The sequence below is a fragment of the Streptomyces sp. AM25 genome, from assembly GCF_058146165.1.
In genome coordinates this window covers 129,340-146,889 of sequence record NZ_JBKIWN010000017.1, presented here as the reverse complement: position 1 = coordinate 146,889, position 17,550 = coordinate 129,340, and the positions used below count along the sequence as shown (strand labels likewise).

Annotated in this window: 12 protein-coding genes; 8 read left to right on the top strand and 4 right to left on the bottom strand. The window is 70.8% G+C overall.

Going from position 1 to position 17,550, the window contains the following annotated elements:
- Positions 1–11: 11 nt before the first annotated feature.
- Positions 12–677: a response regulator gene (locus tag ACLHRZ_RS23935; RefSeq protein WP_490420543.1), complete on the bottom strand. Its 666-nt coding sequence runs from the start codon at positions 675–677 to the stop codon at positions 12–14.
- 305 nt (positions 678–982) lie between these two features.
- Here ACLHRZ_RS23935 and ACLHRZ_RS23930 point away from each other — a divergent pair, with 305 nt between their 5' ends.
- Positions 983–3,799: an RICIN domain-containing protein gene (locus ACLHRZ_RS23930; protein ID WP_490420542.1), complete on the top strand. Its 2,817-nt coding sequence runs from the start codon at positions 983–985 to the stop codon at positions 3,797–3,799.
- A gap of 338 nt (positions 3,800–4,137) precedes the next feature.
- Here ACLHRZ_RS23930 and ACLHRZ_RS23925 read toward each other — a convergent pair whose 3' ends face one another.
- Positions 4,138–5,307 (bottom strand): sensor histidine kinase, encoded by a 1,170-nt coding sequence (locus tag ACLHRZ_RS23925; RefSeq protein ID WP_490420541.1) that lies wholly within the window; start codon positions 5,305–5,307, stop codon positions 4,138–4,140.
- 5 nt (positions 5,308–5,312) lie between these two features.
- Positions 5,313–5,966, bottom strand: coding sequence for a response regulator (locus ACLHRZ_RS23920; protein ID WP_490420540.1), 654 nt, complete (start codon positions 5,964–5,966; stop codon positions 5,313–5,315).
- Between the two features lie 467 nt (positions 5,967–6,433).
- Between ACLHRZ_RS23920 and ACLHRZ_RS23915 the strand changes: the two genes are divergently transcribed.
- From ACLHRZ_RS23915 to ACLHRZ_RS23890, 6 genes are all read left to right on the top strand, one after another.
- Positions 6,434–7,195 carry a PIG-L deacetylase family protein gene (locus tag ACLHRZ_RS23915; protein ID WP_490420539.1) on the top strand — a complete coding sequence of 254 codons (762 nt, stop codon included), beginning with the start codon at positions 6,434–6,436 and terminating at the stop codon, positions 7,193–7,195.
- Positions 7,196–7,258: 63 nt separating this feature from the next.
- Complete coding sequence (gene wecB / locus ACLHRZ_RS23910) at positions 7,259–9,433, top strand: non-hydrolyzing UDP-N-acetylglucosamine 2-epimerase (RefSeq protein WP_490420538.1); 2,175 nt, start codon at positions 7,259–7,261, stop codon at positions 9,431–9,433.
- Entirely contained in the window at positions 9,430–10,200 is a 771-nt protein-coding gene (locus tag ACLHRZ_RS23905; RefSeq protein WP_490420537.1) for an HAD family hydrolase, read from the top strand. Before wecB ends, ACLHRZ_RS23905 begins: the two co-directional genes overlap by 4 nt.
- On the top strand, positions 10,197–12,290 hold the full coding sequence (locus ACLHRZ_RS23900) for a glycosyltransferase (protein ID WP_490420536.1): 2,094 nt from the start codon (positions 10,197–10,199) through the stop codon (positions 12,288–12,290). The genes ACLHRZ_RS23905 and ACLHRZ_RS23900 overlap by 4 nt, the downstream gene beginning before the upstream one ends.
- A 154-nt stretch (positions 12,291–12,444) precedes the next feature.
- Complete coding sequence (locus ACLHRZ_RS23895; protein WP_490420535.1) at positions 12,445–13,554, top strand: hypothetical protein; 1,110 nt, start codon at positions 12,445–12,447, stop codon at positions 13,552–13,554.
- Between the two features lie 136 nt (positions 13,555–13,690).
- Entirely contained in the window at positions 13,691–15,754 is a 2,064-nt protein-coding gene (locus tag ACLHRZ_RS23890; protein WP_490420534.1) for an ATP-binding cassette domain-containing protein, read from the top strand.
- Positions 15,755–15,835: 81 nt separating this feature from the next.
- Here the strand turns inward: ACLHRZ_RS23890 and ACLHRZ_RS23885 are convergent, their stop codons facing one another.
- Positions 15,836–16,624 (bottom strand): peptidoglycan-binding domain-containing protein, encoded by a 789-nt coding sequence (locus ACLHRZ_RS23885; RefSeq protein ID WP_490420533.1) that lies wholly within the window; start codon positions 16,622–16,624, stop codon positions 15,836–15,838.
- Between the two features lie 206 nt (positions 16,625–16,830).
- Between ACLHRZ_RS23885 and ACLHRZ_RS23880 the strand changes: the two genes are divergently transcribed.
- Positions 16,831–17,517, top strand: a complete 687-nt coding sequence (locus tag ACLHRZ_RS23880; protein WP_490420532.1) for a response regulator transcription factor — start codon at positions 16,831–16,833, stop codon at positions 17,515–17,517.
- Positions 17,518–17,550: the final 33 nt, after the last annotated feature.

The window sequence follows — 17,550 nt, the reverse complement described above, 5'->3', positions numbered from 1 at the left end:
GGGCCGAATGGTCAGTCCAGCTCGGCGCGGATGGCGAGCCGGGCCGCCTGGACCCGGTTGCCGAATCCCAGCCGGGCCAGCAGTCGGCTGACCTGGCTGCGGACCGTCGGCTCGGCGAGATGCAGCCGGGCTCCGATCTCCGCGTTCGACAACCCCAGGGCGATCAACCGCATCAGCGTCAGGTCCCGCTCGGTGAGCAGGCCGAGTTGCTGCCGCTCGCGCTCGGACAGACGCCGGCGGGGGTCGATGTCGGTGGGGGCGGTGGCCAGTTGCAGCACGCGGGACGTGACTGCCGGGTCGAGCATGGCATTCCCGGCGGCGACCTCCCGGACGGCCCGCACGAGTTCGGCCGGCGGCGTGCCCTTGAGTAAGAAGCCCGCTGCTCCCGCTCGCACCGCGTCGTCCACGAAGACGTCCTTGCTGAACATCGTCGAGATCAGCACGCGCGGTGGGTCCGGCATCCGCCGGATCTGCCGGGTGGCCGCGATCCCGTCCATGCCGGGCATGCGGATGTCCATCAGCACCACCTGAGGCGCGTGCACGCGCACGGCCTCCACCGCCGAACGCCCGTCCCAGGCCTGCGCCACCACGTGCAGGTCTCCGCTCGCGTCGATGACCTCCGCCGTCGTGCGGCGCACGACTTCGCTGTCGTCGGCGACCACGATCCGTACGACCATCGGCCCATCTCCCATCGCCAGACCCGTCCACTTCGGTGCGAGGGGTCGCAGGCACTGCGACCTCCCCGGGCTCTGCTACGAAAGTCGCGGTACCGATGGGCAGTTGCCATGGACAGGGTGCGCGATCGGCACGTGCGCTTCTTGCGCTATCACTTTGCATCATTTGCTGCATATTTCGCCAACAAATGGCCGGAGACTGGACAGCAAGGGCGCGAGGCGCTGCTGCGACGGTGCTGCGATGCGCTGTCCCGCCGCCCTGATCGGATCGGTGGCATCGCCATCACGTCACGAATTCGGAAGCATCCATGAGAACCAACACGATGAATGCCCGGCTCATCCTCGCGTCCACCACGGTGGTCCTGGCCACGATGGGCACCGTCGAAATGCTCAGGCCGGCTCAGGCCCAAGCCGTGGGCAAGCAGGTCGCCGCCGCTCGAGCCCAGGTGGCGAACGCGCTCTCCCTGAGCACAGGGATCAATCTCGACCCGGCCTTCAAGAGCAAGGTCGTCGCCCAGCTCAAGACCACGGTCAAGGACAGCGCGAAGCAGCAGTCCGTGCTCACCTTCCTGGAACAGGTGGACACCGGATCTCCTGTGCCGGGGCAGAAGTCCGAGCAGCAGTCCTACGACCAGCTCCTTCTCGACGCCCGCAAGGATGTCGCCAAGCTCAAGTCGACCGGGGGCAAGTTCACATCCGACCTGGACGAATACCTTGCCCACAAGGACAAGGACGTCTACCTCCCCATGCCGAAGACCGCGGAGCAGCTGAACCGCGTCTGGGGCGGCGGCATCGTCACGCCGCCGCCCAATTGGCAGTGGCCCCAGTGGATAGCGGACCTGTCGGTCAAGAGCATTCAGCAGGACTGGATTGCCGTCGCCACCCAGGTTGCGGGGCTCACCTTGCCCGGGCAGCTCTTCTCGCCGGCCTACGCCATGTTCCTCGCCGCCCAGGAGCAGGACTGGATCTCGTTCTCCCTGGCACTGCTCAGTCTTCACAACGTGGTCCTGGGCGTCATCGCGGGCGGCGCTGCGATCGCCGTCGGCGTGGTGCTCATGGCCGTCGGGATGATCTGGACCATGGTCAAGGCGATCATCAGCCAGCCGAGCTACCAGGAGCTGGTCGGCCAGTTCCGCGCCGGCCGCGACGAGGCCTGGAAGAAGACGCTGGAGGAGCACCTCAAGGACGCCGTCGTGCCCCACCTCGAGAGTGCCTGGAAGCAGGCCCAGCAGGACGGTGCCTACGGTACGGCGCTTGCCGAGGCCGTGCTCGACGCACACATCGCCCAGGTCGGCCAGACCGACAAGGACGCTCTCCGGAAGGGCAAGGAGGATTTGCGCGAGAACCTGACCGGCGAGCTCGGCAAGTTCGCGTCCGAAGCCAGGACCAAGTTCCCCGACATGGCCGTCGACGCCGTCAAGGAATTCGCCACCAACACCGACGCCTCCCGGCGCAAGAAGCTCTCGGACACGCTCCCCGGCCTGTCCGAGGGCGGCATCACCCAGGTCGATTCCGTCGTCCCGACCAACGGGAACTGGGGAGGCATCGCGGACTACTTCTGGCTGTTCTCCGGCGACAAGGTCGCGCAGATCTACTCCGGCGACAACGGCAGGGTCGCCATGACGGAGAAGCCGGTCCCGATCAGTCAGTCCAAGTTCAAGGGCGTCCTCGAGGAGGGCCGTGCGGGTTCCCGGATCACGGGCTGGGCCACCACCAACAGGGGCGATCAGAGGGACCAAGTCTTCCTGTTCACGCAGAAGCCCGGAGAGGCTCCGAAGTACGTCCGGGTGAACATAGGCAGCGGGGCCGTGCAGGAGTCGGGCTGGGTGTCTGCCAGGTTCGGCACGAGCGCCATCGAGCCGCAGGTCACGGCCCCCGCCGGGGCCACCGGCACCGGCTACAACCGGATACTCGTCCTCGACGGCAAGGGCGCCAAGCAGCTGTGGACGACCGGGACGGCACCCGGCGTGGCCGCGCACCTGGACGCGCAACAGCTGCCCGGCCTGAACGGCCTCGGCTTCACGGGAATGACGGCGCTCCTGCCGGTCAGGAACTCCAGCTCGTACTACGTCTTCTACAACAACGGAGAGGTCGCCCGGACGATCCTGTCCCGCCAGGCCAACGGCCAGGCTTCCCCGTTCAACGCGTTCACCGACGCCTACCTGGACAGCCTGCCGCTCGACCGGTTCTCGCAGGCCGGACAGCATGCGCTGGACGTGCGTGACAATGTGAAGCGCGATCTCTTCCAGGACAAGGCGAAGGACCGGCTGCCCGGCGACGACCGGCTTCGTTCCCTCGTCACCCCAACGGAGATCAAGCCCATCGCGGTTCCGCCCCTGGGGTCGGTCGCGGACGGTGTCTACTCCATCCACACGACCGGGCCCCTGAACCCGGGCGTGGTGAGGCGCATTGCCGGCAACAGGCTGGATGTCGCCCTCTCCGGCGGCGGCGCGGCGATGAACTGGCAGATGGAGGACGTCGGAGGCCGGTACCGCATCCGCGTGGCGGACAGCCCGCAGTACTGCCTCGCGGGGAGCTCGCACAACCAGGAGGTCTTCACCTACGCGTGCAACACCAATGAGGACCAGCTCTGGACCTTCGAGCCCGCCGCCTCCGGGGACGGCCACGTCAGGATCGTGAACGTGCGCCACGGGACGGCCCTCACCAGGCCCGGGCCCGCGGGAAACCTGATCGGTACCACGCAGACGGCGAACGAGACGGACAGGACCTGGACGCTCAGGAAGGTGAGCACCCGGGGCAGTGCAGGCGATGAGGAAGCCGGCCCGGCGGTGAGCGTGAACGGCTTCGGCGACGACTACACCGCCGAGCCGGGCGGGATTCTCGGCAAGGGCGGCAGCGAGGGTCTCAAGGCGCGGGTTCTGCGCGACGGCAAGAATGCCGAGGGCGTCGAAGTCGAGTTCTCGGTCCCCGAGGGGAGCGGTCTGTACTTCGAACACGAGCGACAGCACGTGACCAAGGTCAAGGTCACCACCGACGACAACGGCGAAGCCACCGCCCCGGTCCTGCACGCGGGTGACAAGGAAGGCGACTTCAAGGTCACCATGACGGCCGTCGGTGAACCGCATGCCACGCCCGGTGTCTACACCGTCCATGTGCAGCCGTGACGGAGCGCGAGTGATCCATGGGCCGGTGCAGCTTTAGCTGCGCAGGTTGCAACATTCGCTGCCGATCGTGGCCCGGTACGCCGGAAAAATAGCCGCCGACAACCCGTATCACGTCTACGACGCCTATCCGGGCCTGAAGGGTGTGTGGACCCTGTCGGGCGGTCCGGTGCTAGACATTCTCGGAGACGGATTGGGCCTTGAGGTTGGCGAATTCCTTGTCCAGCATGCGCGATCGGTTGACCTTCCAATGGCTCGGGCATGAAGACAGGGCCCTCTTGGCAGCTCGCGGGTGCGGATTCCTGCGAGTGGCGAGGAGGCCCTGTCTCGCCGCCCGGCTGTCACGAGGGATCCCCACCGAGGGGGATGACGGCACTCGTGCGGAAACCGCCCCCGGGCGTGGGGGCGGTCGTCAGGGTCCCGCCCAGGAGGCGTACGCGCTCGGTCAGTCCGATGATTCCGGCGCCGCTGCCGGGGACGTCGGCATGCCCTGCGCGCCGGGGCGGCCCGTTGGTGACGGTGGCGATGACGGCGCCGTCGCCGATGCGGACGGTGATGGTGACCGGTGCCCCGGGGGCGTGTTTGATCGCGTTGGTCAGTGATTCCTGCACGATGCGGTAGACGGTCCGCTGCAGGGTGACGGGCAGGCCGGCTACGCCGAGCTGGACGGAGTGGGTGATGTCCATCTGCCCTGCCCGCCCGGCGGAGTCGATCATGCTGGGCAGATCGTCGAGGGTCGGCTGCGGGGCCCGTGGGGCCCTGCCGGACGGGCCCGAGGCGTTGAGGACGCCGAGGATCTCACGCAGTTCGGTCAGTGCCTGCTGCCCGTAGGAGCGGATCTTGGCGGCCTGGTCGACGACATGGTCGGGCTGCCGCCGGGCGGTGACCTCCAGGGCGCCGGCGGTCAGCACGATGTGGCTGACGCGGTGGGAGACCACGTCGTGCATCTCCCGCGCGATGCGCCCCCGTTCACACTCCCGCGCCTTCTCGGCCGTCAACTGCTGCTCGCCGTTGAGGCGTTCCGCTTCGTGGCGCAGGCGCTCCGTCAGGTCGTGGCGCAGCCCGGCGGAAGAGCCGACCGCCAAGGGGCCGATGACGAAGGCGAGCGTGTAGGCGGTGGCGCCGGGGTCGCCGGCGCTGATGGCGACAGCGGTCAGATGGACGGCCAGGCCCAGGGCGGCGGCAGCCGACAGGGCGAGGCGGTGCCGGCGGTAGCGGTGGCCCAGGGTGTACATGGCCACCACGAACGCGGCCGGGGTGAACGCCAGCAGATGGGCGACACCGACGGCGCACCCCATGGCCGGCGGGAAGGCCCGGCGCGCCACGACGACCACACCCGCCAGCCCTCCCATGGCCACCGCCGCAGCGTGGTCGTGCATGAGCAGCCCGTCATGCGTGCCCCCTATCCCGTCGAGCACACCGATGACGGCGCAGACCGCGGCCGCGGCCACGTCGGCGGTCGTCGGCCGTGCAACGGTGAGCGCGGCTCGCAAGCGGGACGGGGACGGCATGTCATCTAGTCCCTGGTCAGTCCGGCCTTGTGCGCGATGATGGCGGCCTGCACCCGGTTCTGCACCTTGAGCTTGTCCAGGATCCGGCTGACGTGCCCCTTGATCGTGGCCTCGCCGAGGAACAGCGCGGCGGCGATGTCCGCGTTGGACCGTCCGCACCCCAGCAGTACCAGCACGTCCCGCTCCCGGGGGGTCAGCGACTCGATACGGGACAGGTCGTCGGCGTCGAGCACCGGCACCTGGGCCGCGTAAGCGGATATGAGCCGCCGCGTCACGCTCGGTGACAGCAGTGCGTTCCCGTCCACGACCGCCCGCAGGGCGTCGAGCAGTTCCTGGGGGCCGCTGTCCTTGAGCAGGAAACCCACTGCGCCGGCCCGCAGCGCCGCGGAGACGTACTCGTCGAGCCCGAAGGTCGTCAGCATGACGACCCTCGGACGGCGCGCGAGCCGGTTGATCGCACGGGTCGCGGCGAGACCGTCCATCCCGGGCATGCGGATGTCCATGAACACCACATCCGGCGCCAGGCGCTGCACGGCGTCGACGCCGGCGGCACCATCGGAGGCCTCGGCGACGACGGTCACGTCGGGAACCGATTCCAGAATGGCCCGCATACCCTGTCGGACGATTGCGTCGTCGTCGACGAGAACCACCTTGATCACCGGTTTCTGCCTCTCCGGGTGAAGGAACGAGCAAGCCGCAGTCACCTGCCCGTTTCCAGCCTGACAGCCGGAATCCGGCTGCCCGGCTCTCTTTGGTGGGGTTTTCGGACCTGACGAAAGTCAGGGGCCGGCCCGGAAAGGCCGCCGACTTCCGACGGGTTCGACCGGGCGCTGCCGCCTGCATCACCGGTGGCCATGCGCGGCACCAAGGTGGATGTTTTTCTAGACGTTGGTCTATCGCGCTGTGCGCCTATTACGTCAACTGCCGTGCGGATCACGCCTACAGTGAGGACTGGCGCTGCCAGTGGTATCCCGCGCTTCCGGTTCCGCCCCCTCGGCGGGTGCGCGGGCGATGCCGAGAGAAAAGCACGATGGAGTCCCGAACGGGAACATCCGGCCGCCGTCGGCCCTTTGGTGAGGGTTCCGAGTACATGAATCACTCCTGCAGGGCAGAAGAGAGGCTGGACATGCTGGTCATTCCCGGTGCGGCACCGCACAGCCGGAACACCGCCGACAGCGATCCGGAGCAACGCACCGTGCTCGCTGTCGGCGCCCACCCGGACGACATAGAACTGGGCTGTGCCGGAACGCTGGTGGCACATGCGGACGCGGGCGACCGGGTGGTGATGCTCGTGATGTCTGCGGGTGAGCGCGGGCCCGGCGCCACCGTTGCGCAGCGCCGCGCGGAGCAGAGCCTGGCCGCGCGCGTCATCGGGGCCGAACTGTACTGGGGCGACTTCCCGGACGGCCGGATCCCGGACGGTGCGGACACCATCGCCACGGTCGAGCGGCTGATGGCGGAGACCGCACCGGACGTCGTCTACGTCCACACCCCGGACGACTCGCACCAGGACCATCGGGCCGTCTCCCGGGCAGTCGAGTCGGCCGCCCGCGAAGTGCGGACCCTGCTCTTCTACGAGTCGCCGACCGCGCTCGGCTTCATCCCCACGGTGTTCGTGGACGTTGCACGGACGGCCGGGCGCAAGCTCTCCGCCCTCAAGGCGCATGCCTCACAGGTGGCTTCGAGCCGGCGCGTGGACCTTCGGGCGACTGAGGCGCTGATGCGCGTGCGCGGGGCGCAGGCCAGGTGCAGTCATGCGGAAGGGTTCGCCGCGCGGCGGCTGGTGCTGCCGACGGCCGTGCCCGGGCGTACCGCCCGGACCGGTTCCCGCTCCCGTCAGGGGGAGCTGCCGCCGGTCGGCATGGTGGTACGCCGCTCCATCAGCTAGGCGACTGCGGCGATTGCGGCGACTGCGCGGGCAACTGCACGACGAGAGAGAGAACGAGACGACATGGCGAGGGTCCTTGTGACGGGCGCGGGCGGGCCTGCCGGCGTGGCCGTGATCGAGCACCTGCGGGCGGGAGACCACGTGGTCGTGGCCGCCGACGCGGAGCCGGACACCGCAGGTCACCGCATGGCCGATGTGGGCGCACAACTTCCGCCCGGAGACGATCCGTTGTTCGGGGAGGAAGTCCTGCGCCTGGTCGTCGACGAGCGCATCGACGTCCTGGTGCCGACGGTCGCCGAGGAACTCCCCGCCCTGCACGCGCAGGCCGGAAGGCTGCGCGGGGCCGGGTGCGACGTCCTGCTGCCCGGCCCCGACGCGATCGCTCTCTGCTGCGACAAGTACGCGTTCGTGCAGGTGTGCAAGCAGCACGGCATACCGGTGCCCGAGACGTCGCTTCCCCATACGCCGATGCCGCCCGGCCCGTGGATCGTCAAGCCCCGCGAGGGGCGCGGGTCGCGAGGTGTGCACCTGGCGGACGCCGCGGCCCAGGCCGGCCGGCTGGCGGCCGAGTCGCCCGGCAGCATCGTGCAGACCCGCCTGACCGGGCGGGAGTTCACCGTCGACGTGCTGTGCGGCCCGGACGGCGAGGTCGTCGTGCAGGTGCCCCGCTGGCGCGAGCAGGTCCGCGGCGGCGTCTCCACCGCGGGAACGGCCTTCCGGGCGCCCGGGATCGAGGAGCAGGTCGAACGGCTCGTGAAGGCGCTGGGCTACCGCGGCATGGCCAATGTGCAGGGATGCCGGACGGAGGACGGGGCCTTCGCGTTCTTCGAGATGAACCCGCGGTTCTCCGGCGGGCTGCCCATCTCGTTGGCGGCCGGGGCCGATTTCGTCGGGGCCTACATCGCCCTGGCGACGGGGCGGCCGGTGCCCGGAGAGCTGTGTGCGTGGGAGCCGGGCCGGCGCGTGGTGCGCTACCTCACCCAGACCCCGGGCGCCCGGACCCCCGTCCGGCGGCCCGTCCCGGTGCCCGCGGAGCATCCCGCACCGTCCTCGGCCCCGGCCGCCCCGCGCCGCATCCTCGTCCCGCTCGGCACCCGCCCCGAGATCGTCAAACTCGCCCCGGTCGTCGCTTCACTCGGCCAACGGCACGACGTCCAGGTCGTGTTCACCGGTCAGCACGCCTCGGCCGGACTCGGCGACGCGATCCTGGCGGAGTTCGGGATGGAACCGGCCGAGCGGTGGGACGTCCGCACAACAGCGGCCGGGTCCGGTGCCGCACGCCTGGGCACCCTCATGGCCAACGCGGCCCGGAGTCTGGAGCGTTGGCGTCCGGATGCGGCTCTGGTGCTGGGCGACACCCACACCGTGCCCGCGTTCTGCCTGGCCGGGGTGGATGCCGGGGTGCCCGTGGTGCACCTGGAGGCGGGCCTGCGCTCGTACAACCCGCTCTCCCGCGAGGAGGCTAACCGGCGCGTGGCCGCCGCTCTCGCCGCCCTGCATCTCGCACCGACCGGCCGGGCCGCCGAGGTCCTGCGGGCCGAGGGCGTCCCCGGCGACCGCATCGAGGTCGTCGGGAACCCCGGCCTCGATCCGCTGCGTGCCCTGGGTGTCCGGGCAGTCCCGGCCGGGGAACGGCAGGGCGTGCTGGTCACGGCGCACAGGCCCAGCACGGTGGACTCGCCCGAGCGGCTCGCCGAGGTCGTCCGCATCGTGGCCGCGCTGGTGCAGGAGGCCGGGCCGGTGGTGTTCCCCGTGCATCCCCGCACCGCGGACCGGCTCCGTGCCTTCGGCCTGGTGGACCGGCTCGCCGCCACCGGCGCCGAGCTCCTCGGGCCGCTGCCGTACGCGGAGCTGCTGGAGCGGATGAGGCACAGCCGGGCGGTGGTCACCGACTCCGGCGGGCTCCAGGAGGAGGCCGCGTGGCTGCGCGTCCCCACCGTGGTGATGCGCGGCTCGACTCCCCGCTGGGAGGGGATCCAGGACGGACTGGCCCGGCTGAGCCCCGTCCGGCGGGATGCGGTGTGCCGGGCCGTCGCCGAGGTCACCGCCCCGGGGCCGATGAGGCAACTGCTCGGCAGCGACTGCCCGTACGGCGACGGCCGCACGGCCGGCCGGGTCGCCGCGATCCTCGGCCGTGAGAGCACCTGGCAGCGGATCCGGCTGCGCGAACCGGACTTCACCGACGGGCGGGTGCCCTCGGTCTGGGCACCCGCCGGGGAAAGGGCGATGGCCGGATGAACGGGAACCTGTGCTCCGGCTGCGCCGGGACGGACGTCGAAGGATTCTTCGCGGCACCGGGAGCACCCCGGCTCGCCGCCGTCTCCGTCGATCTGGACGACACGCTCTACCCGCAGGAGGTGTGGCTGGACGGTGCGCTGCGGACAGTGGCGCACGAGGCGGCCCGCCGGTTCCGCATCCCGGAGCAGCGGCTGTACGCGGCGCTGGCCGGGCAGGCCGGCCAAGGCAGCGACAGGGGCGGGATCATCGACCGGGCCCTGGCCGGCATCGGTGCCGACGTGCCGGTGCAACCGTTGGTCGAGGCGTTCCGCTCGCACCGGGTCGGCTGCCTGTCCCCCTACCCCGGGGTGGCGGCCGCACTGCTGGGCATTCGCCGTGCCGGAATTCCGGTCGCCGTGGTGACCGACGGACATCCTCCCCAACAGCGCGACAAACTCGCCGCGTTGGGGCTCGACCACCTCTTCGACGCGATCGTGGTCTCGGACGAGCTCGGCACGCGGGAGCTGCGCAAGCCCCGCCCCGAGCCGTTCCTGGCGGCCGCCCGGCGGCTGGGCGTCCCGCCGCGCGGCATGGTCCATGTGGGAGACCGCCCGGAGAAGGACGTGGCGGGAGCGCGTGCTGCCGGTCTGCTCGGTGCGATCCGGGTCCGCACCGGGGAGTACCGGGAACGGCCGTGCGGCGCGCCCAGGTTCGGCTGCTTCCCCGACGCGGCGTCGGCGCTGGTCCACCTGATGCGGGCGGCACACGATCCCCGGCACCGGCCGTGAGAGCCGCCCCGCCCCGAGGGCGGCGCCGCGCACCATGGGCCGACGGCCTGCCGGATGCCGCCCCGGAACCCGAGCGCGGCGTCCGGGCGCCCGGCAGACGTGCGGCACCCCGGGCCGCGGTGGGCGAACTCGGGCTGTGGGCCATCGGTGTCGTCCTGGTCACGGCCCTCGGCCTGTGGCTCATCGGCCCGGCCGGCCCGGTGACGATCGTCCTCTACCTGTGCCTGTTCTGCTTCGCCGTGTCCGGGCTGCGCACGCTCACCCTCGTGAACGCCGCCACCAAGTCGGCCATGCGACGTGCCGGCCGGCGCCGGTCCACTCCGGAGGCACGGCACCGGGTGACCGTCGTCGTCCCGTGCCACAACGAGGCGGCCGTGGCCGACCGGATGGTGCGCAGCCTGCTGGAACTCGACTACCCCCGGGAGCTGCTGCAGCTGATCGTCGTCGACGACGGATCGCAGGATGCGACGTACGAGATCCTCCAGGGCCGGCAGCGCCGTCACCCGGACCGGCTCCTCGTGCTGCGCCGCACGGAGGGCGCGGGCGGGAAGAGCGGCGCGCTCAACCACGCCGCCCGGCACGCCACGGGCGACGTCATCGTCGTGTACGACGCCGACCACGCCCCGGAGCGCAGTGCGCTGCGCTACCTGGCGGCCTGCTTCGACGATCCCCGGGTCGGTGCCGCCCAGGGCCGGTGCGTCATCGCCAACGGCGACGACAGTCTGCTGGCCCGGCTGGTCGCAGTCGACTACCTCGGCGGTTACATCGTCGGCGAACAGGGGCGCAGCGCGTACGCGGGCATGCCGTCGTACGGCGGCGCCAACTGCGCGGTCCGGCACAGCGTGCTGCGGGACATCGGCGGCTGGAACGAGCGGTCGCTGACCGAGGACACCGATCTGACCTTGCGGGTGCTGCTCGCAGGCCATCAAGTGCAGTACGAGCCGGATGCGTTGGACTACGAGGAGGCGGTCACCACCGCCCGGGCCTACTGGCGCCAGCGCCGCCGCTGGGCCATGGGCCACCAGCAGGTGTGCCGCGACTACCTCCGGCCGATCCTGCGGCACAAGGGGATCTCGCTGCCGCGGAAGATCGAGCTCGTCTACTACCTGGTGATCTACCACCTGCCCCTGCTGAGCCTGCTCGGCCTGGTCGGCGGCGCGTTCCTCACGGCGTATCCGGAGGAACTCGTGCCGATCTCGGTCGCGTTGTGGCCGGTGCTGTTCTACGGCCCGCTGATCCAGCTGGGCACGGCGCTGGTGGCCACCCGGGCACCGGTCAGCCGGTATCTGCTGCTGCCCGTGTACTTCCCGCTGTACGTCTTCGGCCTGCTGGTCGTGGCGAAGGCGTGGTTCGACGGGGTGACGGGCCGGGCCGGCGGCTGGGCGAAGACCGCCCGGGTCGATCGCGGCGGGCAGGGGCAGGAGGGCCCGGACGCCGGTCCGGAGGGTGGCGAGCCGTTGCAGGCGGGGGGCGTCGAGGAGCTGCCGGCCGCGCTGCGCGGAGAGTTGCGGGACCGCTTCCTGCGGGCCCACGGCCGGCAGCCGGGCGGCCGCTCGCGGGCCGGCCTCGCGTCCAGCGTGCGCTGGGCGCCGGTGGCGACGCTGGCGCTGCTCGCCGTGGGACTCGTCGCCTATTTCGTGGCGAAGGATCCGGTGCGCGAGTTCGAGGGAGCGGCGAGCGTGTGGTTCGCGCACCTCTTCGCGCCGTCGCTGGACGCGTGGGTGGAGGGCCCAGGGCTCTTCGTCCGGCGCGATACGGAGGCGGGATCGCTGCTGTACCTGCGGATCACCGCGAGCTGTTCGGTCGGACCGCTGTTCATGGCGGCGGCGGCCATCGCGGTGACGATGCGCAGCATCGTCCGGCCGCCGCAGCTGGTGCTCGGGGTCCTGGCCTGTGTCGCCCTCATCCTCACGGGCAATGTGCTGCGCATTTCCCTTCTCGCGCTGCTCGCCAAGAATTTGCCGACCCGTGACGTGGTTGTGATTCACGATACCGTGGCCTCGCTCTTTTCCTTCGGATTCGTATTGGCCGGTCTGATGGTGCTGTTCATGGTGAGCGGGCCCGGCAGTCGGGTCCGGCTGGCCTCGTGAGCATTTTCCGGTGGGCCGTCCGGCCGGTGCGGTACTTGAGTGGATTTCGATGTCATCTTTAAGGAATTCTGATCCACTTTGCCGCGGGGAAAGGGTGGCCGGGAACCTGCAGGATTCACCTGTCGCAAGAATGTGAATCGAAAGGATCTGGCACATGACTGTCAAGCTGCGGCGGTCGCTGATGTCCGGTGTGGGCATCGTGGTGGCGGTCGGCTCCCTGGCGCTGGCCGGCTCCCCCGCCGCTTCGGCCGCGGACGCACCGGACTCGAGTGCGTCGAAGGCCGAAACGCGGGGTGCGGCCGAGCCCGTCTACACGCTGGGGTTCTCGAACCGGCCGAACAGCATCGACTCCGAATTCCGCTACGACGGCATTGTCACCGCGCCGGAGGGGGTGGGAATCAAGAGCATCTACTACTCGTACAACGGCAATGGAATCGCCAATATGCAGGCGCGTGAGGTCTCCCGCGGCAAGGGCGGAACGGGCCAGGAATACGAGATCGTCAGCACGAAGACGGTCGACGGCCAGGACAAGATAACCTTCACGCTGCGCGGCGATTTCGGTCCGGGCGGAAAGGGCTGCCCCACCACGGCATATCCGGTCAGGGTCGAGATCAATCTGGCCGACGGCACCAAGCAGGTCGTCACACCGACGATGGACATGCGGTGGTTCGACAGGTGCGACGGGGCCGGCAAGGAGGGCGGCCGCCCGGTCGTCCGGCTGCCGTGGGACAACGCCTGGGGCAGCCCGGACGGGAACAGCCAGGACGGCTGGGGCTACATCGCGGACAACGGCAAGGTGCCCGGGAACAAGTTCATCATCGACGCGTCCAACCCGCGTTACGGCTCCAACCTGCCCTGCGACATCACCGACACCGTCTACTACCAGTGGGTCCGGTCCGACGGCACTCCCTCCAAGCTGACGCCCACCCCTCAGCCGCTGAACGTGACGCCGCACGGCAACGACCGGTCCAAGAAGATCGAGTTCACCCAGCAGACCGACTTCACCCAGGACGGCCCGGGCTACTACAAGCTGCTCGCCTGGCCACAGGCGAAGAGCCTCAATGGCCAGGCCTGCCAGGCGAGTTGGGACTACAACAAGATGTCCGACGCCTTCCAGGTGGGCAGCGTCTTCTACGGTGAGGCCGACGAGGTCGACTCCCCGATGATGTCGGCCACCGCGATCGGTGCGGCCGGCGCCGCGGCCGCACTGGCCGGCGGCGGGTTCTGGCTGGCCCGGCGCCGGCGCGGGGCGCAGGCCGGCTGACCCGCTCCGCTGAGCACCCGGTCGTCCTCGTGTCTCCCGTTCCCCCCAGCGGAGTCCGAGGGCGACCGGGTCCCTTCACGCATCAAGTCCTGTCGTGCGAACACGTCATGCGCACCGCACTGTTGAGAGGCTGCACATGTCCGATTCCCTGCTCGCACCGGCGGCAGCACGGGATACCGTCCCCCCGGCCGCCGGACGGGTGCTGGTCACACGGGTGGGAAGCGCGGCGGACAACGACGTCGTCGTGCCCTCCGGTGCGGCGGGCCGCCACCACGCCCGGCTGTGGCGGGCGGCCGACGGCACGTACGAGATCGAGGACCTGGACAGCCCGGGCGGCACCTGGGTCAACGGCCGCCCGGTGGAGCGCGCCACGGTCGGCCGGCGCGATGTCGTCCACATCGAACACGCCGAGTTCCGGCTCGTGGGCGGCCGGCTGGCCCGGGTGGTCCGCAGCGCCGGGGACATCTGCCTCACCGCCCGGTCGCTGAGCACATCCCTGCGGCAGTACGGCAGGCGCAAGACGCTCCTCGACGACGTCACGCTGAGCCTGCCCGCCAACTCCCTCGTGGCGGTGATCGGTCCGTCCGGCGCGGGGAAGTCGACCCTGCTGCGTGCACTGACCGGATACGAGCCCGCCGGCCAGGGGGAGGTCCGCTACCAGGGTCTCGACCTGTACGAGAACTTCTCCGCCCTGCGCCGCGAGATCGGATTCGTGCCGCAGGACGACATCCTGCACACCCAGCTGACCGTGCGCACCGCGCTGCGGTACGCGGCGGAACTGCGCTGTCCGAGCGGCACCAGCAGGAGCGCGCGCCACCGGCGCGTGGAGGATGTGCTGGCCGAACTGAGCCTCACGCACCGGGGCGGGACCAGGATCGACGCCCTCTCCGGAGGCCAGCGCAAACGCGTCTCGGTCGCCCTGGAACTGCTGACCAAGCCGTCCCTGCTGTTCCTGGACGAGCCGACGTCGGGTCTCGACCCGGGACTGGACCGGCAGGTCATGCAGATGCTGCGGGACCTGGCCGACGGGGGCCGCACGGTGGTGCTCACCACCCACTCCGTCACCAACCTGGCCCTCTGCGACCGGCTCCTCGTCCTGGCGCCCGGCGGGCGGACCGCCTACTTCGGCCCGCCCGCCGAAGGGCTGGAGTTTTTCGGCAGGGACGACTGGGCCGACGTCTTCCAGGACCTCGAACTCTCCCCGAACCGCTACTGGGCCGACGGCTACCGGGAATCGGCGCAGCACCGGATGTACATCTCCGAAGCCGCGCGCGCGGTCGCGCCGCAGGCCGCCCTGCGGCGGAGCGGGGCCGGCCCGCGGCCGCCCCGCTGGACCTCGCAGGTGCGCACCCTCGTGCTCCGGCACCTGTCCGTGATCGCGGCCGACCGCGGGTACGCGGTGCTGCTGGTCTGTCTGCCGCTTCTGATGGGCGTTCTGAGCCGGTCGGTTCCGGCCCCCGACGGATTCATGACGGCCAATCAGGACGGCATCGACACCACACTGTGCCTGCCGCGCTTCAACACGGACGCCTCCCGCGTGGTGGTGATGCTGGCCATCGGCGCATGCCTGACCGGAATGGCCAACTCGGTGCGGGAGTTGGTGCACGAGCGGGTCATCTACCAGCGGGAGCGGGCGACCGGTCTGTCGCGCTCCGCCTATGCGATGTCCAAGGTCGCGGTGCTGGGCACGATCACCGCGCTGCAGGGGCTGTGCATCGCCGGGATCGGGCTGCTGGGGCGCCCCCTGCCGAAGGACGGGGTGGTTCTCTCCTGGCCCACGGCCGAGTTGCTGCTCGTCATCGCGATGCTGTCGGTGGCCTCGATGATCCTGGGCCTGATGGTCTCCGCGCTGGTGCGCACCGTGGAGAAGACCATGCCGCTGCTCGTCGTGGCGACGCTCTTCCAGATCATGGCCACCAGTGCGGTGTTCCCGATATTCAACCGGCACGTACTGGCGCAGCTCGCCTGGCTCGCCCCCTCCCGGTGGGCCGTGGGGGCACTGGCCGCGACGCTGGATCTCGGAAAGGTCGGTCCCCCCGCCGACGCGACGGATCCCAAGCTGGCGGACGCCGTGTGGAAGCACCAGGCGGTGCAGTGGCTCCTGGACTTCGGCATCCTCTTCGCGATGTGCGCGGCCGGTGCCCTGCTGGTGGTCAGGATGCTGCGCCGGCACGAGCCTGCGGCGCTGCGCAGGGAGTGACGGCTGCAGTGCGTCAACTGCGGGCGCGTTGTGGCTGGTCGCGCAGTGCCCCGCGCCCCTTTGGGGCGCTATCGCGCCCGCTCAGGCGGACGCGACCCGCTCCAACGCCCGCCGGGTGGCCGGGCCGTAGACACCGCGCGGGTCCTCGCGGCACTCGGCGGCCACCGCGCTCCACTCCTGGAACTTCTGGACCGCGGCGGTGGTGTCCGCGTCGTACGTGCCGAAACGCCAGCCGTGGTAGAGGCCGATCCCGTAGAGGAGTTGCTGCATCGCGGTGACCGCGGAGCCGCTGTCGCCTGGGCGGAGCGCCGGGTCGGAGGGGGTGTCGGGGACACCGTCGTTCGGGGGGTCGGCCGGCGGGCGGCCGGTCTCCGGGACGGACGGCGGCAGTTGGGGCGGCGGCTGCTGGGGGGTGCCGCCGTTTCCGCCGTTGCCCGGCGAGGCCGCCGGGCCCGAGGGGTTCCGGTCGCCGGGCGGCGCACCGGAGCCGGAGTCGGAGCGGGAGCCGGAATCCGGGCCCCGGTCGGCATCGGCATCGGAGCCGGGGGTCGCCGTCCCGCCCGGTGACGCTTCGGGAGACGCGCCGCCTTCGGGCGAGGAAGAGGCGGACGGGCCGGAACTCCCGGAGCGGGCGGCCGTGTCACCGCCGTGGCCGCCGCCCGACAGGCCCAGGAAGTCGGCGGCGCCCGCCGCTCCGGGCAGCCGTGAGATCAGCCCCTGGGTGCCGCCCGTCCCGAGCAGGGCCACGACGGACAGGGCGCAGCACGCGACGCCGCAGCCCACGAGAACCCAGGTGCGGCGCGTGCGGCGCCGGGCGGGCTGCTCCGGGAATTCACCGGAATCCGGCCGGTCTTCGGTCTGGTCGCACACGGGACAACGCTCCGATGAATTACTTGCGAACGGAATCCCGGGAAGTCTAACCGGCAGGAAAGCGATCTTCCCCGGACGCGGGCTCCGGCCGGCTCCGGCGGCTTAATCGTTCCTTATGGTTCGGCTACGAGGCCGTTAACCGCGGACGTGGCACGTTGGACGCGTCCCCGGAACACCCGGCAAGTCCGCCCAGGAGAAACAGACCCATGACGATTTCCGTGTTGATCGCCGACGGCCAGGACATCGTCCGCTGCGGCCTGCGGGCGCTCGTAGAGGCCTGCCCCGGCTTCACGGTCGTGGCCGAGGCGGCCGACGGCGCACACGCGGTGTCCCAGGCCAGGCGCCACCGTCCCGACGTGGCCCTGGTGGACCTGAACATGCCGTACGTGGACGGGATCACGGCCACCGTGCGGCTGCGGGCCCTGGACTCTCCCGCCGCGGTCGTCGTCCTCACCGACGGCAGTGCGGCGGCCGACGCCCGGGCGGTCGACGCCTTCGACGCCGGGGCCAGCGGGTTCCTGGCCAAGGAGATGCTGCCCGGGCAGCTGCGGAGCGCCCTGCGGGCCGCGGCCGCCGGCGGGATGGTCGTCTCCCCGGAGGCGCTGGACGGCATCGTCCGCACGATCACGGGACCCGGCACCTCGCAGTTCGCCGACGCGTGCGCGCTGCTGCCGGAGCTCAACGAGAGCGAGTCGAAGGTGCTCACGCTGCTCGGGTCGGGCCTCTCCAACATCGACATCGCCCGGCGGCTGCATCTGTCCTCGGCCAGTGTGAAGACGTACGTCTCGCGGCTGCTCGGCAAGCTGGGCCTGGAGAACCGTACCCAGGCGGCGATTCTGGCCTACGAGGCCGGTCTGGCCGGAAACGAGCGCATCCTGGAACCCGCGGCCTGAACCGGGCCCCGGCGGCCGCGAATTCTATTCGGT